We start from the raw sequence: 22,749 nt of genomic DNA, 5'->3' as shown, positions 1-22,749 counted from the left end.
CCGAAGCAGACAGGCAATGAAACATCGTCGAATGGTCCTTCACGAAGTGGCTCAGTCGAGATGGCTCAAGCATTAGGAGACTTGCCGGCCTTAAGGCGCCGGATCACCTCTGCCCCGCTTCCTCCAGTATCCACATAGGAACCGAACGCCCTGAGCGGCGACCCCGAAGCTTCGTACGATTGAGGCATGCCGCGCCACGTTCCCGACAACCCACCCAGCGACGAACCGGGGCCGGCCGGCCGCAGGCTGTACTCCGCCGTTCGTTCGGGTGACGGAACGGGCCTGCTCCGGGAGCCGCCGCTGGTTTCACCGGCCGAGGAACAGGGGACCGCGGACGATCCGCCGGGTCGCCGCGGACCCCGCATCCGGTGGCGCACCGGACGGCAGGCCGCCGCGCTGCTGTGCCTGGCCTCCATGGCGCTCCTGGGCTGGTTCTGGTGGCAGGCTGCGAACGTCACAGAGGCCGTCAGCCCGCTCAGCTCTGTCAACGACGCCGGAGAGGCTGCAGAAGCGGCCGAAGCCGACGAAACGCCGGCCCCCGAACCTGACACCGGACCGACTCCCGCTGCGGAGTTTTCCCACGGCGGAAACGGGGGCGTTGCCCCCGGACGAATCATCGTGCATGTGGCCGGGGCGGTGGTCCGTTCCGGAATTGTGGAATTGCCGCAGGGGAGCCGACTGCACGAAGCCATTGCGGCGGCGGGGGGAGGCGCTCCGGACGCGGACCCCGACCAGCTCAATCTCGCGGCCGTCCTCGCCGACGGGGAAAAAGTGCTGGTGCCGCGGCAGGGTGAAACGGTCCAGCCCGGGATTCCTCCGACGGGCGACGGGGCCCGGGGAAGCCCGACGGGTGCCGGCGGCACCCCTCCTGCGACCGGAAAGACCAACCTGAACACGGCCGGCCTCGAGGAACTGGCAACCCTCCCGCGCGTCGGTCCGGTGCTGGCGCAACGGATCGTGGAGTGGCGCACGCAGCACGGCCACTTCCAGCGGATAGAGGAGCTGGACGCCGTGGACGGGTTCGGGCCCAAGCTGCTTGAGGTGCTGCTGCCCCTGGTCCGGGTGTGAGGACGGGGGAGCATGGGAAAGCGGAGCCGCTGGCAGCAGTATGTTGACGCCGCGGTGGTCCGACTGCCCGGATCTGCTGGCTCTCCGGCGCCCGCGCAGGCCGCACCGGACCATCCGCCAGCTGGCTGGCAGCAACGCCCGGGGACGCGGCTCCGTGACCGGCTTCCGCCGTTCGCCCGTCCGGAGCGCCCCGCCCCGGCCCGGGAGGAAACGCCGCGCCGGACCGACATACGCCTGGTCCCCGCCGCAGTGCTGGTGTGGGCAATGGCCGCCGCGGGACACCAGCTGCACCCCGCGGCGCTGGCCGCGCTGTGCCTGGCCCTTGTGGCGGCCGGCGGAGTACAGCTGCTCAGGGTGGTATTCCCGGCCGGAGCACGCCGGACCGGCAAACCGGCACGGCGAAGTTTCCACGCGACGATGGCCGTGGCCCTGCTTCTCGCCGCTGCAGCGGGCGGTCACGGTGCCGCCGACTCCTCCCGGCGGCACGACGGTGCTGTGGCCGCCGCAGCCGCCGCGCACACAGCCGTCGCTGTGGAAGTGGACATAACGGGGGCACCCCGGCGGCTCAAGGCCCCCGGCCGTTCCGGACTCGCGGACCGGTGGGCGGTGCCGGCCACCTTGGTCGAAATGACCTTCGATTCGCGCCGCGTCCAGGCGCAGGCCAGGCTGCTGGTCCTGGGTGGCGCGGACTGGGAGCATGCAGCCCCGGGCCAGCGGATCCGTGCGACCGGCAAGCTGAAGCCGCCCGAGCCGGGCCAGCCGGAAGCGGCCGTCCTTTCGGCCAGCTCCGCCCCGCATAGGCTCAGTGTCCCCGGGCCCTGGTTGCGGGGCCCGGGCGAGCTCCGCGACCGTTTCAGCGCCGCCGCCGGGCGATTCGACGGCGACGCCCGGGGTCTCCTGCCGGGAATGGTCACCGGCGACACCAGCACCCTGGATGCCGGGCTGGACGCCGCCATGAAGTCCGTCGGCATGACCCACCTGACTGCCGTCAGCGGTGTTACTGTTTGCAAAGGGGGTGGGTATGAAAAGTTTGATCGTACGTGAGTACTTGCGGGTCTCCAAGGACAGCAAAGGAACGGGCAAAAGCCCCGATCAGCAGCACGATGAGAACGTCAATGCGTTCGATCGACAGGGCTGGTTATTGCACCCAGACCCGCCGTACCGCGACACGGACCGCAGTGCTAGCCGCTTTGCACGCAGAGGCCGTGAGGACTTCAAGCGCTTGATCACGGACCTTGAAGAAGACACTTTCGACGCTGACGTGCTCGCAATCTGGGAGTCCAGTCGTGGCTCCCGTCGGGTCGGTGAGTGGGTGGACCTAGTTGAACTGTGCAAAGAGCGAACCGTGTGCATCTGGGTAACGACACATGGCAGGTTGTATGACCCGTCTAACGCCCGGGATCGGCGTAGCCTGCTGGAAGATGCCGTTGATGCCGAGTACGAGAGCGACAAGTCATCAGAACGCATCCAGCGCGACGTTCGAGCTGCTGCTGAAGGGGGCCGCCCACATGGGAAGAACATCTACGGCTACCACCGTGTCTATGACCAAAAGACCGGCGAGCTGGAGCGCATAGAACCCCATCCTGAACAGGGGCCAATCGTGCAAGAGGCGGCTCGGCGCATCCTGGAGGGCCAGTCGTTTTATGCAGTGGCAAAGGACTTCAACGAGCGCGGTGTAGAGCGGAGGCGTCCGACCAGAAAGCAACACCGATCGAATCTAGGCTGGACAGCACCAGCGGTCAAGCAAATGCTGACCATGCCAGCCTACGCAGGGAAGCGTCAGCACCGGGGTGAGATCCTCGGTCATGTAGAAGCGATGTGGCCTGCACTGATTGATTTTGATACCTGGTTGAAGTTGCAGGTGATCATGAGCCCTCCGGAGCGCAAGAGGACGAACGACTGGCCAGCAAGGTACTTGCTGACGGGCATCGCAGTGTGCGGCGTTTGCGGTGCGCCGGCGCGCATCGGGAAGCAGAACGCCGGACGGCGCAAAGACAAGGTGACAGGAGAACCCCTGCCCAAGCCCGTTGACGAACACGGCAATGAACTGCCATATCCGCACTATAACTCCTACGTTTGCGTTGGTGTACCCGGTAAGACCGGCTTCCACGTGGCGATGCGGCAAGAGCACCTGGACGAGGTGGTCACTGGGTTGTTGCTGGCGCGGTTAGCCCGCCCAGACTTCCTCACCGGGGGTGGGGAGCCCGGCAAAGACACTGACGCCGAGCGTCAGGCCGTCTTGGCGAAGATCGCCGGCTACCAGAAATATCTGGACGACGTTCGCATGGAAGCAGCCGAGAAGCTACGGTTTGATCTCCTACTTGACCAAGAGGCCAGGATTCAGCCAAAGATCAAAGCAGCCCAAAAGCGGCTGGAACAGCTTTCTGAGATGGACCCGTTGGTGCTTCGACTAGTGCAGGGCGGTGCCATTCTCAGGGGGTGGGACGCACTTGAGTTGGCGGACAAACGCAGGGTCATCCGCGCCGTGGTGACGCCGAGGATCAACCGCGTGGGCCCGGACTCGAAGGGCCAAAGGGGTATCAACAGAGATCGGGTTGACCCTATTTGGCGTTGAACTCTCTCCCATACCCAGAAGTGGATCTTCGCCGCAGTCCGGCAAATTGTGCAGCCCATCAACACTCTGGCGCCGCAGGCAGGGATGATTCCGGTCAAGTTGGCATATCGCCTTGAACGCGTGATTGCCCGGTTATCTGTGTACAATCGTGGTGAGATGTAAGACGCCCCGAAAACGATCACAAGGGGAAGGGAGAATGATCTCCCGCCAAGTGGATGCGCACCGTATGGTGCACAGCTGACATAGAAGCCTGAGACGACTCGTCAGCTGGTCCTCTTGCCGCTGAAAAGCAGCAAGGGATTCAGCTATGTCTACGTCCATCTCCATTTCCAGCAATCTGCTTACTCCCGCCAGGCTCGCTGAGCGCCTCGACGTGAACGAGCGCACTCTCAGTGAGTGGCGCATGCGGGGTTGTGGCCCCGCGTATATCCGACTGGGCAAGACCACCCGGTACCGGACCGAGGCAGTCGATACCTGGCTGCTTGCTCAGGAACACCAGAGCACCGCGGAAGAGGTGCTCTAATGAGTGCCGTCGCATCTATCACAACCCCTTACATCGCCATTCAAGCTGCTGCTGAGCGTAGCGGCTTCAGTGTCATCACCCTTCGTCGCTATATCCGTGACGGGCGCTTGCCCGCCGTCAAGATCGGTGGCAAGGTCTTCGTCACCGAGGCGAATCTTGATGCCTCCATCGCACCCCATGTGATCGTCCCGAAAACAGAGGACTTGAAAGCCTGGGCTGAGCGCATGGCAGCGGCTGCACCGCCGCTGAGGCCCGAGCAGCGTGACTTGATTGTATCGACGTTCGCATCTGCCCTCGGAGGTGCTTCACGATGACGGGAACGACACCTGAGTCAAAGCCGGCAGACGTCGAAGCTGCTCGTATACCGGCCGCGGCAAAGAGCGCTGCTGCTGCTAAGAGCGTGGCCCCCGAGGCTCCTCCGTTATCCGCCGAACAGCGCCCTCGCCTCGCCTCCATGCTGGGAGGTGCCCAGCCCCTGACCGCGACGACACCTAAGCCAGTGAAGGAAGGCCTCGAAGCTACAGCTGAATCTGCCGCTGATAGCCTCGATGACCGGGCAGCAACTGCTCCTGACGGTCTGAAGGCCACAGGAGAGTGTGATGCCGCAACTGCGCAGCCGCTCACTACCCAGGATGAAGCGTATTTTGTGGCTCTCTTGGGCCTGTTCACGCTGCCCAGGCTCAGCGAGTTGGGTTATGGCAGCCCGAATTCCCTTGGTGAGCACATCAGGGAGGGGCGTCTGCCCGCACACAAGTTCCGGGGTAGGCATTGGCTTCGCTTGGCAGAGGCTGGGGCAGCGGCCGGGAAGGACCCGGGCGACGCTGATGACAGCGTTGCTGGGGCTCTCGTCCAGCTGGATGCTGCTTCGGCTGGCCTGACGCGCCAGCAGCGAGGCCGCTTAGCTTCCCTCCTGGGCGGTGCATGGGGATGACCGAAACAAAAAGCCGCCCCGTCGGAGACGAGGCGGCCCAAGAAAAAGCGTTTGGCGGCGCTCCTGTTAAGTCTACAGCAGACGACATTTCCCCTGATTCCACGATTGTTGCACCGCCCGAGGCCGCTCCTGACAAACACCGGAGTCAGGGCATGCAGCGGACCGAAACGCAGATCTACATCGAGGTCACTACGAAGTACCTGGACGCACTGGACCCGTCGAGTCCTCCGTCTCCCGGCGAGATCGAGGTCGATCTGGTCAGCCGTACGCACGCGGCGTTCAAATACGAGAACATGTTCCGCGTGCCGATGAAGGCCAACCGTGAGGTATCGAAGGGCATCATGCTTACGCTTCCCCAGTGCCTCGCGAATGTCCAGGTGGCCAAGATCGTCGAGCGGTTGCACTGTGTTAAAGCGGTGCTGGCGGCTGGGAAGGAGCGTGATCAAGCTATGCTCGCGATCTACCATACGGACGGCCCCTACGAGGGGCTTTACGACACCTCCGAGATGGGTCTGCAAAGCGTGATTGCGCGGTACAGCCCGAACATGAACCTGGCCGGAATCAACGAGATTATGCAAAGGCTCCTCCGGGAGGCCCCGGTAACGTCCGTCTCAAACGGTAATCCCGTGGCGCACTTGAGCGTCGTAGCCAATGGCATCTGGAACCATGAGAGCCAGATGCTGGAGCCGTTCTCGCCTGAGTATGTCTTCCTGGCAAGGGCGTCATGCATTGCATACGACGAGACCGCGCAGAACGTTTTAATCGAGATGCCAGACGGCAAGATGTGGGACGTGGAGTCCTGGATGACTGAACTCTCCGACGACCCCGAGATCGTGGAGCTCCTCTGGGAGCTGCAAAGTGCCATCGTCCGGCCGAACGTGCGCTGGAATAAGTCAGCTTGGTTCTATGCCGAGATGGGTAACAACGGGAAGGGCACACTCAGCCAGCTCATGGCCAACTTGGTGGGCGAGAGCTCGACGGCGTCATTGTCAATCAAGGACTTCGGCAAGGACTTCCTGCTGGAACCACTCATAACGACCAGCGCAATCATCGTCGACGAGAACGACGTGGGCACCTTCATCGACGAAGCAGCCAGCATCAAGGCTGTCATTACCAACGACGTTTTCTCCATCAACCGCAAGCACAAGAAACCCATCCCCTACCGCTACTGGGGCTTCATGGTGCAGTGTTTGAATGAGTTCCCCAGGATCAAGGACAAATCTGAGTCCTTCCTCCGCCGTCTCCTGCTCATACCCTTCGATAAATGTTTCACCGGAGTGGAGCGTACGTACATCAAAGGCGACTACCTGCAACGGGACGATGTGCTGCGCTACGTGCTCAAGCGTGCGCTGCAGATGAGGCACACTGAGCTGAGCATGCCTGCGCTGTGTAAGGCCAAACTCGATGAGTTCCGGGAGGTGAATGATCCGAGGATCTTGTTTTGGAGGGAATTCGAGGATCAATTTGTCTGGGACTTGTTGCCGTTCGGTTTCATCTACGATCTGTGGAAGGCGTGGACGCTTAAGACCAATCCGGATGGTCGACCGGGTTCCCAGACCTCTCTTACGAGTTTCCTGAAGACCCATCTCGCGAAGTCTGCAAAATGGGACCACATGGGCACTAAATCCATGCGTCCTGCTCGCCATATGTCCAGCCCGGAGCCGCTGATAGTGGAGTACGACCTCAGAGACTGGACAAACACGTCGTACACAGGAACCGCGGTAAATCATCGAGCAGTGCCGTATCCCCTGAAGGCCAACTACGCCGGACTCTTGCGTTGCCAGCCGGTCGCGGTAGCGGCCGGCGACGACGACGAGGACGGTACCGATGCGATCGCGCTGTAACTGACATGTAAGAACATTCACTCGCCTTAGCTGGGCGGCTTCCGGATAGCTAGTTTCCGGGAGCCGCTCTTCTCATGCACCGGCGGTGGCGTCGGGCCTGGTGAGGCCGGTCATGGCCGATGACGCGGTCAGACTGAGAACTGCAGGTTGGGTACGGTGTGGCAATGAATTTGCTGGAGCGCATCGTGGTCCAATTCGGGCGTCCGATTCGGACCCACCCATAGCCTTGTCTCGTGTCGGCTCGAGACGGGCCCCTGTTCCGGCTGCGCGCGCCGGGCACGTCTGGGGGATCACTTCGAGGCCATGGAACGGCGTACCTTCAGACGCGGCCAAGGACCAGCAACAGGCGGCGAGTTCGCGGGCAACGGCGGTCTCACCTTCATTGACATCTTTTTGGCGTTCCTCAAAGGCCACGGAACGTGCGTGCAGTCTGGATGCTTTGCCGTGCGCCGGCCACGGTGACCGAGGTGCCGGGAGGGGGTCCAGGGGGATGGCGTAGCCTCCCCTTGGCGACAGTTATTTGGAAGGAATGAGCGCAGCGAATGTATGACAAATAAACTGCTCGCCGCATTGTTGTCCACCGCACAGGCAACTAGGGTGGAAGGTAACAGTACGAGAGGGAGCTATGAGCCAGAGTGAGACTACGGAAGACACATCAAGGACGCAGTCCGGTGTGGATTCCGTAGGTCGAAGGAAGCGCCTCTCGTTGTACACCCGTGCTCTTACGGTGCGCTTTTCACCGGAAGAGCTGGCGGTGGTTGCACGGGTGCAATCCACGCTCCAGGCAGCGGCACCGAACGCGAAGCAGGTGACGCTCTCTACTGCGGTTCGGACGATGGTACGCAACGGCGGGAAGAAGCTGACGGAGATGTCCAATAGGCAGAACGTCGTCTCGTTCACTGACGAAGTTGTGAGTGCGTTGGAAGATGTTTCCACCGGCATGAATGACGTTCAGAAGGAGCTCCGCGCAGTGGGCCGGAACGTGAACCAGATCGCTGCTCGGGTTAACTCCGGCGGTGCTGCTGGCGACATCAAGATAGCTCAGGCCCAGCTCACGCTACTCAATGAAAAGTTGGACAGCATTGGACGGACAGTGGCCACTGCAACATCGACGAGGTGGTGATCCATGGCCATCGTCGTCAGCAGTCCCTCACGCACTGCTGGAGCGCTCATCAATTACGTGTTGAACGAGAAGGTCGGCCAGTCGCCGGGAACGCGTTATGTGGCAGCGTCTGGCTTGGGCGGTTGTATCCCGAAGCGGGCTAGACAGCAATTCACGGACACACGCAAAAGGTTCAACAAAGAGACTGGTTTTGTCCAGGCGTACCACGTCATCGAGAGCTTCGGATTGAATGAACTGGATCCGAAGGATCCCGGCGACCAGGAACGCGCTCATGCGCTCGGAATTGCTCTTGCGCACGACAGATTTCCAGGGCGTATGTTTCTCGTGGTCACGCAGATCGACGGTAAGACCGGCTGCCTGCACAATCACATCGTGATCAATTCACTCGACACACGAACTGGCCGGTCTCTGGATTCCTCGATCGTGATGCACTCAAAGCTGGCCCGCGAACATGACAGGGTGCTTGCCGTCGAAGGCTTTGATCAGACGGTTGTGCTCAAGAATCATGCCGAGAACAACATCACTGCCGCCGAGCGAAAGATTGCTGCGGACCGTCTTCTGTGGGAGGCGAACAAGGAGCAAGCCGTTGCCGCCGGTACAGACTTCACAGATGCTGAGCCGGTGTCTTGGGAGGCCGATCTCAAGCGACGGATTAGTCACGGGATCGACAGTTCAGAGGTTGATTCACTGGATGATTTCATCGTGGTGATGCGTGAGCAGTTCCAGGTCGATGCCCGGCAACGCGGTGAGAAGGGCCGTGGCCTGAGCTATGCACCATTGGATGATGACGGAGTACCTGTGCGTGGACGCAAGCGTCGCGCCTCTACGCTGGGGACTAGCTTCACGATGAACGCACTCGACGAAGCCATTGAACTTCGCAGGCGTCAGCCGGCTACAGCTGTGCGGGTGCCACTGCCGGTGCCAGTGATACTTGGCATAGACCAAACTGAGTCATGGTTGGAGACCGAGCGCCACCAGGATGCCCTGATGGCCCAGATTGCAGCTGTAACGGCCTCAAAGCCCGTGGAAGCGCCCAATGCCCTCCCGGAATCCATTAGGCCCGTAGAAACCTTCACAGCACTGCCACCGGTAGCGAAACCAAGCTTTGCGGACAAGCTCGCTTTGCTCCAGAGCAAGTCTGCAAAGCCCGCAGAGCCTGTTGCCAATTCCGGGCCGGTAGTCGCCCCCGAGCTTGTCCAAGCCCCGTTGAAACCCCCAGAGCTGCCCAAGGTTTCTGCGCCGTTGACCCCCTATCAGAGAGCGGTCAGGAAAGCGGCTCGTGAGGAATCCATGGCTGAGGTCAACCCAGTAGCTAATCCAGGTCATGAGTACAGTCCCGAAATTTAGGCCCAAAACATGGCACACAGAAGAAATGCCGGAAAGCTATGACATACCATTCAGGCATTCTGCGTAGTTGAACCCAATCCCGGCTCAACAACAGGCCAGCCGGATCAGCACCGGCCGGAGTCCGAGCTATCTTGAAAGGCGGTGCTTCAGGCCGGAACCTGATGGGCTCGGTTGCTAGGAAAGGCGATGCGGTGTTCGCGCTTCTGGAAGAAAAGCTCAGGTCGGAAGATGGTGGGCTGCACCTTGTAGCACCTTGTAGCGCCTTATGTAGTGCATTCTGGCGCAAAGTGCTTCGCATTATTTACTCGTTTACAAGGCGAATCGGCTCTCGCGTAGCACTGTAGTACTTGCGGATCCAGAAATAGATTGCTCTTACATGCGTGCGTGTATATATATGTGAGAAATCAAGTGCTACAAGTACTACAGTGCTACATTCAACGAAAAGTACTGGTAAACCAATGTTCAAGGAGTAGCACTTATGTAGCACGCTTCGGAAAAAGGTCTACGTAAGTGCTACGAGCTTGGCCCTGCTTTTTCCTGACGGCCTTCCCACCTGAACAACCTTCATCCGACTGAAGACCGGCTAGTCACATTCTTGATTGTTCAGGACGCCAAGGCAGCTTGAAGCCGAAGTGCGCGCTCTTTGTTCTTCTGGAGCCGATCCGCGCTTGCCCGGGTGTCCTGCGTCGAGAGAGAATTTTGAGCCCTTCCGCGAGTGCCGGGGCGAGAATCCAACTGAGCTGGGCAAACACTGCGCAAAACGTCCGCTCATTGCTGGGCGGAGATAACCCTATGGGCCTTCCCCGTTTCGTTGCCGCCCCTGGCTCGACCGTAGGGGTACGGGGTTGCGGAGGGCGGCTCGGCGGGCGCTTTTCGTCTCCGTGGCGTCCTTGTCGGCGCTGGTGCTGGTGGCGATGTGCACAAGAGCGGCGTTGTGCAAATGTCAGTCGGTCCTCACGTCGCCAGCATAATCAGGCCGCTAACGAAACGAAACGAAACGAAACGAAACGAACGAAACGAAACGACGTAACTGGATTCGCGAGCGTAACTAGATTCACCAACGTCACCGTCACTGAATGCGAAAAATGACCGCAAAGCGACGAAAATCCCGGCCATTGGGGGAACCACTGAACATGGCAGCCACTCCTCGGTGATCCAGAGACAGCAAGATGCGGCCGACAGGCTGCATTTTGTTAGTCATTTGTGACCCAGAAAGCGGCCACCGTGGTCCCGAAGCGGGCTGTTCCTGGTGTCTGTCCGGTCCAATCCTCCAGACTTGTCCCGCTGTCGGTCAGCTGCGCTTCTCGTGGTCGGCACGGGGCCGTTATTGACCCACTTACAGCCCACTCATGGGGTGTAAGTGGCCCGCGTGTGTGATGCCGGCCATATTAGGCCAGTTTTTGGTCAGTCGGCCCGGCGAGCTCCGTTAGGAGGCTTGGGTGGTAACTTCGGTGCGGACGGGCCAGCGGCCTGTCACCTCACGGGAATCAATGGCCCGCAGTAATGGCTTCTACGTCGTAGGCACTGATGTTCAGGCTGAGCTTGACGCCGGAAATGGATACCCAAGGACGCTGCCGACTGGCAGTCGTTCCGTCTGACCGATGACAAGGAAGAGGCCATCCTCAACCGGTTCCGCCAGCTCGGCGACCCGCTGAAATTCATTGTCGTCACCTCCAAGCTGGGTACCGGCTTTGACGCACCCATTGAGGGCGTCATGTATCTGGACAAGCCGATGAAGCTCCACACGCTCTACCAGACGATCACCCGGACCAACAGGAACTGGAAAGAACCCGGCTACCGGCCAGGAGAAGCGCTACGGACTGATAGTGGACTACATCGGGCTCGGTGACGGCTTCGCCCGGGCAATGTCCCCGGCCAACCCGGAGCACGCCCGCAAGGAAATCGAGACGGCCGCGCTCCTGGAGCAGTTCGAAGTAGAGATCGCCAACGTCCTGGACCGCTTCGCCGGCATCGACCGCACCTCCAGCGGCTTTGCGACCCTGCAGGCCGCCCACGACCGGATACCGGACGATCAGGCGATGGCGCGGTTCGCTGCCCAGTACGGGATGCTGCAGGGCATCTGGGAGGTTGCTTACCCGGACCTCCGCCTGGAAGCGCTCCGGGCCGACTACAAATGGCTGTCCAAGGTGTACGCCTCCGTCGCACCGGCCGATGACACCCGGGATCTTCTCTGGCACCGCCTGGGTGCCAAAACCCTTGAGCTCGTCCACGGCCACATCGGCGAGGTGACCGTCAGCGACACCGGCGTCGACGTCGTCATTGCTGACGAAGGCACCATCAAGCGCCTCATCGAAGCCGGGGTTATCGACCCTGACGAGGGTACCGGTGACACCACGGTGACCCCCGCCGGGGAAGTGATCGACAACATCGCCACCCGGCTGCGCAAACGCCTCGAAGGCGACAACGGCGTTCACCCGGCATACAAAATGCTCTCGGAGCGTCTGGAACGGTTGCGGGAACGCCAGCTGGCGAAGGCGCACGACTCCGTGGATTTCCTCCGGGACCTCCTGGATTTGGCCCGGGATCTTGCGACGGCGGAGAAAGCCGAGGATGAGTCCGGAGCCTTCGGTCTGGACCTGCTGCCTGACCCGAACGTCGGCGCTCTGACGCAGATCTTCGAGGAGTACAAGCCGGAGGACGCGCCTGTGATTGTCGGCAAGGTCGTTGCCGACATCGACGCCATCGTCAAGGAAGTCCGCTGGGACGGCTGGAACAACACCAAGGAAGGCGATAAAGCCGTCCGTATTGCCATCCGCAAAGTCCTGGTCCGGTACGGGCTGCCCGCGTCCGGCGAGCTTTTTGACCGGGCATACGCCTACGTGTCCGAGAACTACCAGGGCCATGAACGACATCCGTGCGGGGCTGGGTCTGGGTCACGTCTCACACCTGTGCAGGAATCCCCGAAGCACCTGGGCGTAGCGCTCGGGCTCCTCAAGATGAGGTAGGTGGCTGCTCTCCTCGAAGATCACCAGTTCGGATCCGGGTACGAGGCTTTGGTAGAACTCCGTGTCCTCCGGCCGTGTCTCGTCATAGCGCCCACAAACAAACAAAGTAGCGACAGTCAGTCCTCCGAGCCGATCAGTGATGTCGTAGTCCTTGTGGGTGCCGGTGATAACAAATTCGTTTGGACCCTGCATTCGCTCATAAATCGTGCGGTTCAGCTGACCGAATGTACGCATCACCGAATCCGGCCACGGATCCAATCGGCAAACATGTCGCCGATAGAACTCCATCGTTGCGTCCTGGTACTCCTCGGAGTCAGTGGTGCCGGCGGCCTCGTGGCGGTCAAGGACCACCTGCACGTCGGCCGGGAGGGCTGCGCGGAGTGCTGCAGCGCCGGCGGCGTAGCGAGGAATGCTCAGGCAGGGATCGGCGAGGACCAAGCTCGCCAGCCGCTCCGGGGAACGCAGCGCATATTCGGCGGCGACGGTTGTCCCCCACGATTGGCCGAGCAAGTGGACCTTCGGTGATCCCACTGCGTCGAGGACCGCCCCAAGCTCCTCGACCAGTCGGGCATTGGTCCAAAGACTCACATCGTCCGGGACGTCCGATTTCCCGGCACCCAGCTGGTCATAAAACACGACCGGCCGCTCGTCGGCCAAAGCCGTCAGCGGTTCCAGATAGTCGTGGGTGGCTCCTGGGCCGCCGTGGACGGTAACCAGCGGAATTTTCAATCCATCGCCAACCACCTGATACCAGACCCGGCCGCCGCGGACCTCGACATAGCCCTCGCTCGCGTGCAAATCAGCAGTCATGGTGCCTCCAGTTACGAAGTGACCCAACGGAAATGGCTGTTTCGTCCCTAAGTTGACGCTGCAGCATCAAGTGGCGTCAATCCCAAGCCGGCGTGGGAGGTCGCCTGGATCTGATGGGGAACTCGAGTCTGTCCCGGTTTCGTCCCGCTGAATGGTGGAGTTTTCTCGCCATCGTGCAGGTCAATTATTTGATTTTGCTGCCGTGAGTTCGGGGAGCGAAGCCGCGTCTTCTATCGCCGAGGCGACTGACGTGTTCATGGTCTTGACTTCGGCCATGGAGGCCTCGGCAGCGGAGGTCTCCGGCGTTCTGTTCGTCGTGACCAGGACGGCGCCGGCCGGCGTCGGGAGCGCTGAGGCGGAGCCAGGCTGGCAGGGCTTGATTGAAGGCGGCCAGGGTCAGCTGTGTGCGGCCCTGGTATCGACGTGGGCCACCACGGCGTGGCAGTGGATGCGTGCGGCGGCGGCGGAGCGCCATGCTCCGATTCAGTGTTCCGTGAAGTCACCGTGGCGAGGCTGGAGGGATCATCATCACGCGCACCAGCCATCCCTGCCGCTGTGGCGCAGCGGCAGGGATGGCTGGTGCTGGCCAGGTCCCTGCAATCCTGGCGTGCGGGGTGCCTGGAGTCAGGGTTTGGCGTAGTCGGCGAATCCCTGCCAGTCGATTACGACACAGGGTTCGTCTCCCAATACCCAGGCGTCGTGCCCGGGGGCCATGATGGCGAAGTCTCCCGGCCCATATTCCATTTCTTCGCCGTCGTTCATAACGACCTTCATTCGACCGGAGATGAAATATCCCATGTGAGCGGCCTGACAGCTCTCCGTTTTGGCGATCGGTTTTACGTGCTCGGACCAGCGCCATCCGGGCAGGAAGGTGGCGCGGCCCACGCCGCCCTGTTCCATGTTGACGAGTTGAAGTTGGCCCGTGCCACCTTCGAAGGGACGTGTCTCCTCGGGCGAATCGAGGTTTTTGCGAACTAAACCTGGCATCTTGACCTCCTATGGTTGGTACTGCTTGTTGTCGTGGGTACGCTCCGGCAACCGCGGGCTGTCAGGCGGAGTCGAAACGCTCGGATACGGGCGAATTTACCTGTCGGCACCGGTGCAGAAGGGCCGGCAGCGCACTGAGCTGACGTGATGATATATAGACCCCATCGCCCCTTTTGCCTAGAGCACACCGGTATCGGCTGGCGCCGGGGGGCAGTCCCCGACAGCCAGATCGAGAGCGCCTGCCGCCAGATCAACGCCGGCCACCCAGGCGGCCCGCGACCTCGGCATGTCCCGGGCGACTTGTACCGGCGCGTTGGCGAGCCTCGACGCCCGGCAATGTCACCTCCCGACTCAGTGAGGCGGACCCGTCGAAGTGGACTGCATCTTGCTCACTCCGGCACCATTGACACTCGTTCCTGCCCGGGCGTGTACTTGAATCGGTTTCTGTTTGAACAGGAGCCCAGCCATGGAGCGGCCCGCCCTTCCGTGAGGCCGCCCGTAGACGGAGGTCGAAAAATGGGACAGGCACGCGAGGTAATGGACCGCTTAACCATGGCCATGACGGCGAAGGATCAAGAGACGCAGGCGGCGTGTTACGGAATTTGTCAAATCAAATGAGACGTAGTGGTTGTTGTAAATGCACCGAGGGCGCGGCTCTTTTTGCCGGGTCGTTGATCGCCGCCTTCAGCGGCAGCGGAGGTGCGGCAGGACGGCGGACAAACCGCTCGGGATGCGCGCCGTACGCCCGGTCCAGGGTGTGCTGGCGTTGTTCACGCACGTCCTCGGCTGTGCCGTAGTGCACGCTGGCCGGGGTGTGATAGCCGATCCCGGAATGCCTGTGCTCGTGGTTGTAGTAGGCGGTGAATCCTTCCATCCAGGTCCTGGCCTCGTTCACGGAGTCGAACCGTTCCGGGTAGTCAGAGGTGTATTTCATGGTCTTGAATTGGGCCTCGCTGAACGGATTGTCATTCGATGTATGGGCTCGGGAATGCGACCTGGTGATATCCATGTCCACCAGCATCGAGGCAAGGGCTTTGGACGTCATCGCCGCCCCACCATCGGCGTGCAGGTACCCCGGAGGGTTACCACCGGTCTCGGCGACAATCTCCTGCACGAGGTCCGCGGCCAGCTGGCCGTCCTCGATACGCTCGATGCGCCAGCCCACCACGTAACGGGAAAAAATATCCAGCACCACGTAGGCGTGATACCAGATTCCCTTCGCCGGGCCACGCATCTTCGTTATATCCCAGGACCACACTTCGCACGGTTTTGTGGCCATGAGCTCCGGAATCACCTTGGTCGGATGAGTGGCTTGCCGTCGGCGTTCCCCGCCCATCTTCGCGTCCGCCAGCACGCGATACATGGTGCGCTGCGAACACCAGTACCGCCCCTCGTCCAGCTCACGGACATAGACCTGGGTCGGTGAAAGGTTCGCGTAGTCTTGGCGGTTGAGCACCGACAGGATCTCGGCACGCTCGGCCGGCGAGAGCTCCGCCGGGTGCTGGGCCTTGGGCCAGGGCCCGTGCATCCGGGGCTTGGGCGCGGCCTGCCGGTGATGGGTGGCCCGGGAGCGGCCCACCAGCCTGCAGGCCCTCACCACCCCGAGGTGCCCGGTCAGTTCCGTTGCGGTTGCTGATTGCCACGACTGGTGTGCGGTGCTGGTGATTGCGCGTTCTTCGATGAGAGAGCTTCCAAGAACGCGACTCCTTTTCCCAAGGTATCCAGGGCGGCATCCGAGGAAGCCAACTTCCCGCGGGTCCGCTCGTGTGCGGCCCGCTCCGCGACCAGGTCCTTGGTCAGCTGGGCGATCTGGGCCTGCTCGTCCGTGTTCTTCGGCCGGCCCCGGCGTGCCGCCGGCTTCGCGAGCCTGCCCGCATCGAACGCGGCCCGCCATTCCTGGATATGGGAATCGTAGAGCCGTTCGCGGCGTAGCACTGCGCCCTTGGAACCGTTCGGTGCCGCATCGTATTCCTGGACGATCGCGCGTTTGAACTCGGCGGTAAAGGTCCTGCGTGCCGACCGGTTGGAACGCGGGCCCTGCTCCGCTGATCCTTGGTCCTGGCTGGCTATTTCTTCCGGTACGGGCTGTCCAGTCCCTGCTGGTGTGGATGTATTCATGGTGAAGTTTCCCTCCTGCCTCCAGCCTCTATTCTCGTTCAAGAAGCGGTCTCTAACGAGTCTGGCCGATAGGGTTATGCCGCTGATGCGGTGGCTGTTACTCCCGATCAGGGTGAGATTGTCGGGCCGGAAGCCATTAGCAACTACTTGTCGCAATTTGGGGAATCATTCCCTGACGTTGGCTATGAGTATGTGCAGAAGTATGAGGCTGGAAATGTGGCGATTGATGATGGCTTTGTCACCGGCACGAACACCGGACCGCTGGCCTTGCCGTCCGGGGAGAGCCTGCCTCCCACGGGCAAAAGCATCAGGGTGAGGAGTTGCGACATCGCACACGTCGAGGACGGCCTGATTACGCAGCACAAGTTCTACTTTGACCAGATGGAGTTCCTGGGACAGCTCGGCCTGCTCCCTGAATCCCTGTCCAAGCCAGGGGCCTGAAGGGGAGCCGGCGCCGACGAGGGCAGAGCGCACTTGCTAGCGTGCGAGGATCTTCAAGCGGCGTTTGCACCAATGCTCTACGGCGGGGACCAGGATGACCTGAATGGCGAGTGCGGCGCACTCCGCTGAGTCCGGATGTGAAGGCCGCGGAGAGCCGGCCTGGCCCGGCTGGTCGTAGTTCCCCGGCTAGTCGGTTCTAAAGGAATTCAGTTAGTATCCCGGATAATAACAACACGGCGCTTTTCGGCCAGCTGGGCCGACTCGTTAAAAAGCGCCAGCACCGGGACGTCCAGGGCCGCCGAGATTACCTCGACGTCATCCAGGGTGAGCGGGGCATCGTCTCGCAGTCGCTTCGCCATGTAGTTCTGGGACACACCGGCCATTGCGGCCAGCCGATTGCCGGACAAGCGATGCCTTCCCATGTCATCGCGGATGACCGCCGACATCGAACTGGCCATGACGCCGGAGCGTCCCATGGAACCTGATGACATGCCGGCTACTTCCCAATTGACTGCAGGTCAGCGGCCAGGGCCACCATCCCGGACGTAGGCGGCTCCGGTTCGCCCGCAGTCTCGCCCATACTGTCCCCGAACCACTTGTTCCAGACCGTCGCAACGACCTCCGGTGTGATTGGTGTGCCAGCGGCTATCAGCGCGGCGAAGTCTTCCATCTCCGGGTCGCACTCGTCCTCCGGCGCACCGTGGTCCATCACGCCGAGCAGGTCGTGGGCGTTCAGGCGCTCGATGATGGCGGCGCGGAGGCGCGCATATTCCGGGGTGGTGATGTCCATGGGCGTCATTCTATGAGCAATCAGACAGTTGCGAGATGACTGCCTCAGCCCAGCGGCACTTGTACAGGCTTGAACCTGACGGGTCCTCCGCATTTGCGCCCATACGGATATTCCCCGGTCGGCTCCGTCACGATCGGCAGCGCGCGGGCGATGCGGGCACCTGATGAGGCCTCCGTTTCCACGTAGACGGACGTAACGCTGACAGGCGGGACCAGATAGGGCTTCGACTGCGGCACCAGCCACTTGCCGTCCGGATTTTTAGTCACGGCGGCGGGAGTGCAGCCCTCCTCGAAACAGGCCGCGACCGAGACAGGCTCCTGTGGGAAGATCAGCTCCACGTCCCCGACGTAGGCGTAACCGATCGCCGGGCAGGCGGTGTTGCCGGGTCCGGCGTAACCGATCGCCGGGCAGGCGGTGTTGCCGGGTCCCCGGCTGAACATCACCAGGACCAGCACAACGGCCACCACACCCAGCAAAGTAAGAAGTAACCCCCGACGCTTCATGGTGCGAGCCTAACCCCGCAGCCCGGATCGGCGTCCGAGAGCGGGCATCACGGCGGATTGCGGGGCGCGTATCCAGATTTCTGGATATGGCAATATGCAAGCGGATAGGGACTGCGCTTGAACCAGTGGTTGCCCGGCCAGGCCAAGCGCCTCCTGACGGCTGTGAAGGCCGGATACAGTATTGGGATATTCCCAATTTCGGGTAGTGTGAGGGCATGGAACCCGTAGGAACTCGCATCCGCCAGCGCATCTCTGAGCTGCACCTCGGCGTGCCCGAAAAGGAGATCGCGGCTTCCGTGGGAATGACCCCGGACGTCCTTTCCAGGTCCTTGAATGGCAAGCGGACGTTCACCAGCATCGAGCTTGCCCACCTTGCCGAGCGGCTCTCCACATCCATGTACTGGCTGGCCACAGGCGAGGCCGACCCGTTTGAAGCGCGTATCGCTGCCCGTCACCAATACGACTTCAATGCCGGACGGTACGTCGATGAAAAGGGTGGGATCACAGGCGAGACACTGGACAATATCGAGCTCGCCTTCCGCCAGGTGTACCCGGGGAGAAACGACGCCGCCACGCCCGTTGGCAGCCCGGATGAGATCCGCTCACGTCTCGGCGACGACTTCGTAAGCGATTTCGCTTCCCGCGTCGAGGCGGTCCTGGACATCGACGTCGTCCGGGTTGAGGATGTCACATCTGCCTACTCTCTCCGCGCCGGAGGCCGCTACTGTATCGTCGTCCCCCGAAGCGGCAACTGGTTCCGCCAGAACAGCGACATCGCACACGAACTCGGTCACATCTACCTGGGCCACTTCAATGACCGCGACGAGGCCGCATCTGATGTGAAGGAAGGGCCGGCTTTCGACTTTGCGGCGCAGGTTCTGCTCCCGGAAGTGTCGATGCGCTCGATCGATTGGGAGAACGCCAAACGGCTCGAGGTCGTCAATTTCCTGTGGCACTTCGGGGTGTCCACGAAGTATCTCGCCAACCGACTACGGAAGCTCTCGCTACCTGCCCGTCCTGAAGTCTGGCAACTTCTGGAACTTTCGACGTTTGATGTGCTGAACCGGCCCCTGGAGGGAAAGACCTTTTCTTCCCTGGCAGTTGCCGTGCGAACCCAGCGCGCTGCCGAACGCCGGTTCCCGGAGGCTCTCATCGCCGCCCACATGGAGGCTGTCGCAGTGGGGAAGGTGGCCAAGGAGACCCTGGCCTGGATGCTGGCTGTATCTCCGGACGAAATCGACGCGCAACCCCCGCAGCCTACGGGTCTCAACCTTGATGACCTGGCAGCTGAGCTGGGGCTGGCGGAAGGGGCTTGAGCGGTCGGTTCTTTCTGCCCGACAATACTGTTCTCGTGAACTTTGCCGAGATTGGCCGGATGGACCTCTTGCGTCTGGTGGCCGCCGGCGGTTCTACGTGGTGCTACACCGTTTCGGTGGAGTGTGAAAAGAGTTCCAGGGTAAGCGGCCTGGAACAGCTTTCTGAAGCACCAGGAATCTTCGGTGAACCGTTGAAGCTGGAAACGCGAGTGGAGCAGATGGACACCCAGGTTTTCCGGGCAAGGCTGCGCAAGCCTGGTGATGGTCCGGCGGCAAATCTCGGCGAGGCGGAAAGCCTGTCGATCATCATGAACCGCAGACTGGATGCCGTGTTCATCACCGATGACAATGGGGCTTTGGGCTTTGCCGTGGAGCACGGGATCCCCTATACGACCACATGGGATCTACTCAAGATGTTTGTCAGGGCCAAGAAACTTGAACGAACCACGGCCTGGCACTACGTCTTGACCCTGGGCGGAAATCAGCGTCGATATGAGGAATTGCGAACACAGGATTCCTTCTACGCCTGGCTCGAAACTCCCGGCTCACTCCAGTTCGTCCCCTGACGGGACCGCCGGCCCTATACGTTTGGACCACCACGCAATGGTGGCCATTTCCTGGGAACCCGAACGTTTCCGTATCCCGGCAGTGCATCTTGGCCGCGACGTGTTCCGAACGGGGATGCCGGGCGGTCTACGGTGCGCCTGCTGGCGTCACGCCTCGCGTCTGCTTGCATGGAGGCATGACTGAGCAGCCGCCGGCAGCAGTAATCGAAGACCTGGACCGGCTGAGGGCCGCACTGGCCGCCGTGATCCCGGCGCGGACCGAGTCGAACCTTCTGGTCGGGACCTGGAACATCCGTGCCCTGGGCGACCTGACCGCCAAGTGGCTGGCCGGGCCCAAAGACTCACCGAAGCGGGACTGGCACGCCGTCGCCTGCCTGGCCAGCGTGATTTCCCGGTTCGACGTCGTCGCCGTCCAGGAGTCCCGCCGGAACCCGGTGGCCCTGAAGGGACTCCTGGCGACCCTTGGCCCGCACTGGCAGGTCATCATCTCCGACGTCACCGAAGGCGCCGCCGGCAACGGTGAACGCCTTGCCTTCCTGTACGACAGCACCCGGGTCCGGCCCTCGGGCCTGGTCGGGGAGATCGTGCTGCCTCCGATCGGGGAGGATCCGCAGCGCCAGTTCGCCCGCTCCCCGTACACCGCCAGCTTCTCCCGCTCCGGCGTCGAGTTCACCCTCGCCTCTGTCCACATCCTCTGGGGCAAGAACCCCGCGGCGCGCCTGCCGGAAATCACCGCGTTCGCCCGGTGGATGCATGACTGGGCGGTCCGGCCCAACGACTGGAACTCCAACCTCATCGTCCTCGGCGACTTCAACCTGGACCGGATCGGCGACCCGCTCTACGAAGCGTTCGTCTCCACGGGGCTCTGGCCGCCTACGGAACTGAACGCCGTGCCGCGGACCATCTTCGATGATGACAAGACCCGGCACTTCTACGACCAACTGGCCTGGTTCTCCGAACCCGACGGCACGTCCCTCCTGCAGGGCCTGACCTACGGCCAGCGGGCCGGAACCTTCGACTTCATCCCGCACGTCTACCGCGGCCTGACCCGGAACGAGGTGTCATGGCGGATCTCGGATCACTACCCGCTTTGGTGCGAATTCCTGCTCACCTGAGAGGCGTACATTCCGTCCGGAAATGGGTAGGCGACCCGTTTCGCCGAGTCTGGTCCTCGGCTGGTCTTCGGAAGTTCTAGACTTCAGCAATGACTCAGGAAGTGTGGCACAGGCGTACGGAATGGCCGTTGACGGTGGCGTCGCTGATATTTCTGGGAGCCTACTCAACCCAAGTCATCGCCAACACGGACGCTCTTATTGTCGAACTCCTGATCTGGGGTACCTGGGCGGTGTTCGTCGTGGATTATTTGATGAGCCTGGCCTTGGCGCCACAGCGGGGACGCTGGTTCGTCCGGAACCTGCACGAACTGGCGATTGTGGCGCTGCCCGCCCTGCGGCCTTTACGACTGCTGAGACTGGTCACCCTGCTTCGGGTTATGCACCGCGTCGGCGGCAATGCCTTACGCGGACGGGTGCTCACCTATGTGCTCGGCGCTGCCGCGCTGCTGATTTACGCCGGCGCCCTGGCAGTCCTCGACGTCGAGGAGAACGCGCCGGGATCGGACCTGACCACCTTCGGGGATGCCATCTGGTGGGCGATGACGACCATTACGACCGTCGGCTACGGGGACCATTACCCGGTCACACTGCTTGGCCGGTGCGTCGCCGGTGGCCTGATGATTGGCGGCGTCGCCGTTCTGGGCGTCGTCACAGCCTCGGTCGCCTCCTGGATGGTGCAGGCTGTTGCCGAAGAGACCCAAGCCGAACTGAACGCCGCCGAAGAACCGGTCCAACGAGAACTCCAGAAGCTCTCAGCCCAGGTGCAGCACCTGACCGCGTTGTTGGAGGCAGGAAACACCGATCGCCTCAGTTCTCAGCGGGAAGAGTCTTGATCGTGTCCCGGGGATTGTGGCCAGGACTCCGGTGTGCGGCCGCCGGCGGTCAGGAGCCTGGCACGCCAGCATCGGCCCTCAGCTTCCGCCGCTTCATTTCCGCGGCGAGAAACATTCCCCGTAATCCGATCACCGCCCCGCCGTCAATGCGGTTCAGCAGGTAGTCGGGCGGGAACGTCTTCACGAGCCGGGTTTCCAGGCTGTCGGGGTTGATCGTCCGGGCGGCAAAGAGGCGTGTGGTATCCAGTGCCCGGAAAGAATCGATAGAGAGCACTGAGTCTTCGACGTCGCCCCAGATGAGTCTGTCGAACTGCTTGGTCCCGGCCCAGTGCGCTTTGATGCGTCGACGAATGTCCGAGGTCTGGCCGATGTAGGCCTGCCGGTATCCGTCCAGAACCATCACGTAGACGCCTTCATCCCCGTCGTAGGCGGCCAGGTTGGTCACCGGGCGCAACCTGTTGTTCTTCCTCATTAGTTCCGTCAGGGCGTCTTCGAACGGCGCTTCCGCTATCTGGGAGAAGAACGCCATGTTCAGGTCGAAATTCTCCAGGGCATCCTCACGCTGCTGGCGGCAGAAGTCGTCCGAAAGAATTGTCAGGTCTTCATCCTCGTAGCGCGGCGCCAGGTACGCCCGGAGCTCGTCCGTGAGCATGTACTCGGGCATCCGGACCGATGGCCTCTTGTTCACGACCGCGTACATCTCGCGCGTCAACCGGTGCCCATACTTTCCGGGCCGCATCATTTCCCCGAAATGTTCGACGGCGGGATCCCGTTGTTGAAGGTTCCCTGCCATATGTAGCTCCTCGCTGCTTGATCCTGCAGGTAATCCTAGGGCCGATTCTTGCTCGGTGGGGTCAGACGAGAGTGTCGCAGGCTTTCATGATCGATTCCTC

General features: G+C 61.8%; 22 protein-coding genes and 1 pseudogene. 15 read left to right on the top strand and 8 right to left on the bottom strand.

Annotated elements, in window-relative coordinates; translation table 11 throughout:
- Positions 1 to 186: 186 nt before the first annotated feature.
- From ASPU41_RS16800 to ASPU41_RS16755, 10 genes are all read left to right on the top strand, one after another.
- A complete protein-coding gene (locus ASPU41_RS16800; protein WP_231941107.1) occupies positions 187 to 1,068 on the top strand; it encodes a ComEA family DNA-binding protein in 882 nt (293 codons plus the stop codon).
- Between the two features lie 12 nt (positions 1,069 to 1,080).
- Positions 1,081 to 2,112 carry a DUF4131 domain-containing protein gene (locus ASPU41_RS16795; protein WP_069951877.1) on the top strand — a complete coding sequence of 344 codons (1,032 nt, stop codon included), beginning with the start codon at positions 1,081 to 1,083 and terminating at the stop codon, positions 2,110 to 2,112.
- A complete protein-coding gene (locus ASPU41_RS16790; protein ID WP_083266583.1) occupies positions 2,090 to 3,643 on the top strand; it encodes a recombinase family protein in 1,554 nt (517 codons plus the stop codon). Before ASPU41_RS16795 ends, ASPU41_RS16790 begins: the two co-directional genes overlap by 23 nt.
- Positions 3,644 to 3,950: 307 nt before the next feature.
- Complete coding sequence (locus ASPU41_RS16785; RefSeq protein WP_069951875.1) at positions 3,951 to 4,166, top strand: helix-turn-helix transcriptional regulator; 216 nt, start codon at positions 3,951 to 3,953, stop codon at positions 4,164 to 4,166.
- Positions 4,166 to 4,480 (top strand): helix-turn-helix domain-containing protein, encoded by a 315-nt coding sequence (locus ASPU41_RS16780; RefSeq protein WP_069951874.1) that lies wholly within the window; start codon positions 4,166 to 4,168, stop codon positions 4,478 to 4,480. Before ASPU41_RS16785 ends, ASPU41_RS16780 begins: the two co-directional genes overlap by 1 nt.
- 613 nt (positions 4,481 to 5,093) lie before the next feature.
- On the top strand, positions 5,094 to 6,941 hold the full coding sequence (locus ASPU41_RS16770) for a DNA primase family protein (RefSeq protein WP_197515691.1): 1,848 nt from the start codon (positions 5,094 to 5,096) through the stop codon (positions 6,939 to 6,941).
- Between the two features lie 706 nt (positions 6,942 to 7,647).
- Complete coding sequence (gene mobC / locus ASPU41_RS16765; RefSeq protein WP_197515690.1) at positions 7,648 to 8,064, top strand: plasmid mobilization relaxosome protein MobC; 417 nt, start codon at positions 7,648 to 7,650, stop codon at positions 8,062 to 8,064.
- 3 nt (positions 8,065 to 8,067) lie between these two features.
- The gene (locus ASPU41_RS16760; protein WP_069951870.1) at positions 8,068 to 9,411 is read left to right on the top strand and encodes a relaxase/mobilization nuclease domain-containing protein; all 1,344 of its coding nucleotides are present in this window, start codon (positions 8,068 to 8,070) and stop codon (positions 9,409 to 9,411) included.
- Positions 9,412 to 10,969: 1,558 nt separating this feature from the next.
- Complete coding sequence (locus tag ASPU41_RS24110; protein ID WP_442856254.1) at positions 10,970 to 11,260, top strand: type I restriction enzyme subunit R domain-containing protein; 291 nt, start codon at positions 10,970 to 10,972, stop codon at positions 11,258 to 11,260.
- Complete coding sequence (locus tag ASPU41_RS16755) at positions 11,238 to 12,377, top strand: hypothetical protein (protein WP_069951869.1); 1,140 nt, start codon at positions 11,238 to 11,240, stop codon at positions 12,375 to 12,377. The genes ASPU41_RS24110 and ASPU41_RS16755 overlap by 23 nt, the downstream gene beginning before the upstream one ends.
- Here the strand turns inward: ASPU41_RS16755 and ASPU41_RS16750 are convergent.
- The 4 genes from ASPU41_RS16750 to ASPU41_RS23100 form a co-directional block, all read right to left on the bottom strand.
- Complete coding sequence (locus ASPU41_RS16750) at positions 12,306 to 13,187, bottom strand: proline iminopeptidase-family hydrolase (protein WP_069951868.1); 882 nt, start codon at positions 13,185 to 13,187, stop codon at positions 12,306 to 12,308. The two genes, ASPU41_RS16755 and ASPU41_RS16750, sit on opposite strands and share 72 nt — an antisense overlap.
- A gap of 624 nt (positions 13,188 to 13,811) precedes the next feature.
- Positions 13,812 to 14,174 carry a cupin domain-containing protein gene (locus tag ASPU41_RS16745; RefSeq protein ID WP_069951867.1) on the bottom strand — a complete coding sequence of 121 codons (363 nt, stop codon included), beginning with the start codon at positions 14,172 to 14,174 and terminating at the stop codon, positions 13,812 to 13,814.
- 610 nt (positions 14,175 to 14,784) lie between these two features.
- Complete coding sequence (locus tag ASPU41_RS16740) at positions 14,785 to 15,771, bottom strand: IS3 family transposase (RefSeq protein ID WP_231941082.1); 987 nt, start codon at positions 15,769 to 15,771, stop codon at positions 14,785 to 14,787.
- 17 nt (positions 15,772 to 15,788) lie between these two features.
- Positions 15,789 to 16,292, bottom strand: a complete 504-nt coding sequence (locus ASPU41_RS23100) for a transposase (protein ID WP_197515666.1) — start codon at positions 16,290 to 16,292, stop codon at positions 15,789 to 15,791.
- Between the two features lie 87 nt (positions 16,293 to 16,379).
- Between ASPU41_RS23100 and ASPU41_RS16730 the strand changes: the two are divergent.
- Positions 16,380 to 16,733: pseudogene (locus ASPU41_RS16730) on the top strand (ester cyclase); the annotation flags it as partial.
- 206 nt (positions 16,734 to 16,939) lie between these two features.
- Here ASPU41_RS16730 and ASPU41_RS16725 read toward each other — a convergent pair.
- The 3 genes from ASPU41_RS16725 to ASPU41_RS16715 are packed head-to-tail and all read right to left on the bottom strand — an operon-like array spanning position 16,940 to position 18,026.
- Entirely contained in the window at positions 16,940 to 17,224 is a 285-nt protein-coding gene (locus ASPU41_RS16725; protein WP_157357032.1) for a helix-turn-helix domain-containing protein, read from the bottom strand.
- Between the two features lie 5 nt (positions 17,225 to 17,229).
- Positions 17,230 to 17,523, bottom strand: a complete 294-nt coding sequence (locus tag ASPU41_RS16720) for a hypothetical protein (protein WP_069951865.1) — start codon at positions 17,521 to 17,523, stop codon at positions 17,230 to 17,232.
- A 44-nt stretch (positions 17,524 to 17,567) separates the two neighbouring features.
- Positions 17,568 to 18,026 (bottom strand): hypothetical protein, encoded by a 459-nt coding sequence (locus ASPU41_RS16715; protein WP_157357031.1) that lies wholly within the window; start codon positions 18,024 to 18,026, stop codon positions 17,568 to 17,570.
- A gap of 215 nt (positions 18,027 to 18,241) precedes the next feature.
- On the opposite strand from ASPU41_RS16715, the gene ASPU41_RS16710 reads away from it, so the two are divergent.
- The 4 genes from ASPU41_RS16710 (at position 18,242) to ASPU41_RS16695 (ending at position 21,856) form a co-directional block, all read left to right on the top strand.
- Positions 18,242 to 19,342, top strand: coding sequence for a helix-turn-helix domain-containing protein (locus ASPU41_RS16710; RefSeq protein ID WP_069951863.1), 1,101 nt, complete (start codon positions 18,242 to 18,244; stop codon positions 19,340 to 19,342).
- A gap of 35 nt (positions 19,343 to 19,377) precedes the next feature.
- Positions 19,378 to 19,908 (top strand): hypothetical protein, encoded by a 531-nt coding sequence (locus tag ASPU41_RS16705; protein ID WP_157357030.1) that lies wholly within the window; start codon positions 19,378 to 19,380, stop codon positions 19,906 to 19,908.
- A gap of 176 nt (positions 19,909 to 20,084) precedes the next feature.
- On the top strand, positions 20,085 to 21,023 hold the full coding sequence (locus ASPU41_RS16700; RefSeq protein WP_069951862.1) for an endonuclease/exonuclease/phosphatase family protein: 939 nt from the start codon (positions 20,085 to 20,087) through the stop codon (positions 21,021 to 21,023).
- Between the two features lie 89 nt (positions 21,024 to 21,112).
- Entirely contained in the window at positions 21,113 to 21,856 is a 744-nt protein-coding gene (locus ASPU41_RS16695; RefSeq protein WP_069951861.1) for a potassium channel family protein, read from the top strand.
- Between the two features lie 49 nt (positions 21,857 to 21,905).
- Here ASPU41_RS16695 and ASPU41_RS16690 read toward each other — a convergent pair whose 3' ends face one another.
- Positions 21,906 to 22,649 carry a GIY-YIG nuclease family protein gene (locus tag ASPU41_RS16690; protein ID WP_069951860.1) on the bottom strand — a complete coding sequence of 248 codons (744 nt, stop codon included), beginning with the start codon at positions 22,647 to 22,649 and terminating at the stop codon, positions 21,906 to 21,908.
- Positions 22,650 to 22,749: the final 100 nt, after the last annotated feature.

The sequence above is a fragment of the Arthrobacter sp. U41 genome, from assembly GCF_001750145.1.
GTDB lineage: Bacteria > Actinomycetota > Actinomycetes > Actinomycetales > Micrococcaceae > Arthrobacter.
Note: the sequence above shows the minus strand (reverse complement) of the source record. Positions and strands in the feature narration are given on the sequence as shown.

What these genes read in the sequence shown, in the direction of transcription:
- ASPU41_RS16800 (WP_231941107.1), top strand. Translation starts at nt 187, where the DNA reads ATGCCGCGCCACGTTCCCGACAACCCACCCAGCGACGAACCGGGGCCG.
- ASPU41_RS16795 (WP_069951877.1), top strand. Translation starts at nt 1,081, where the DNA reads ATGGGAAAGCGGAGCCGCTGGCAGCAGTATGTTGACGCCGCGGTGGTC.
- ASPU41_RS16790 (WP_083266583.1), top strand. Translation starts at nt 2,090, where the DNA reads ATGAAAAGTTTGATCGTACGTGAGTACTTGCGGGTCTCCAAGGACAGC.
- ASPU41_RS16785 (WP_069951875.1), top strand. Translation starts at nt 3,951, where the DNA reads ATGTCTACGTCCATCTCCATTTCCAGCAATCTGCTTACTCCCGCCAGG.
- ASPU41_RS16780 (WP_069951874.1), top strand. Translation starts at nt 4,166, where the DNA reads ATGAGTGCCGTCGCATCTATCACAACCCCTTACATCGCCATTCAAGCT.
- ASPU41_RS16770 (WP_197515691.1), top strand. Translation starts at nt 5,094, where the DNA reads ATGACCGAAACAAAAAGCCGCCCCGTCGGAGACGAGGCGGCCCAAGAA.
- ASPU41_RS16760 (WP_069951870.1), top strand. Translation starts at nt 8,068, where the DNA reads ATGGCCATCGTCGTCAGCAGTCCCTCACGCACTGCTGGAGCGCTCATC.
- ASPU41_RS16750 (WP_069951868.1), bottom strand. Translation starts at nt 13,187, where the DNA reads ATGACTGCTGATTTGCACGCGAGCGAGGGCTATGTCGAGGTCCGCGGC.
- ASPU41_RS16745 (WP_069951867.1), bottom strand. Translation starts at nt 14,174, where the DNA reads ATGCCAGGTTTAGTTCGCAAAAACCTCGATTCGCCCGAGGAGACACGT.
- ASPU41_RS23100 (WP_197515666.1), bottom strand. Translation starts at nt 16,292, where the DNA reads ATGAATACATCCACACCAGCAGGGACTGGACAGCCCGTACCGGAAGAA.
- ASPU41_RS16725 (WP_157357032.1), bottom strand. Translation starts at nt 17,224, where the DNA reads ATGTCATCAGGTTCCATGGGACGCTCCGGCGTCATGGCCAGTTCGATG.
- ASPU41_RS16720 (WP_069951865.1), bottom strand. Translation starts at nt 17,523, where the DNA reads ATGGACATCACCACCCCGGAATATGCGCGCCTCCGCGCCGCCATCATC.
- ASPU41_RS16715 (WP_157357031.1), bottom strand. Translation starts at nt 18,026, where the DNA reads ATGAAGCGTCGGGGGTTACTTCTTACTTTGCTGGGTGTGGTGGCCGTT.
- ASPU41_RS16710 (WP_069951863.1), top strand. Translation starts at nt 18,242, where the DNA reads ATGGAACCCGTAGGAACTCGCATCCGCCAGCGCATCTCTGAGCTGCAC.
- ASPU41_RS16700 (WP_069951862.1), top strand. Translation starts at nt 20,085, where the DNA reads ATGACTGAGCAGCCGCCGGCAGCAGTAATCGAAGACCTGGACCGGCTG.
- ASPU41_RS16695 (WP_069951861.1), top strand. Translation starts at nt 21,113, where the DNA reads ATGACTCAGGAAGTGTGGCACAGGCGTACGGAATGGCCGTTGACGGTG.
- ASPU41_RS16690 (WP_069951860.1), bottom strand. Translation starts at nt 22,649, where the DNA reads ATGGCAGGGAACCTTCAACAACGGGATCCCGCCGTCGAACATTTCGGG.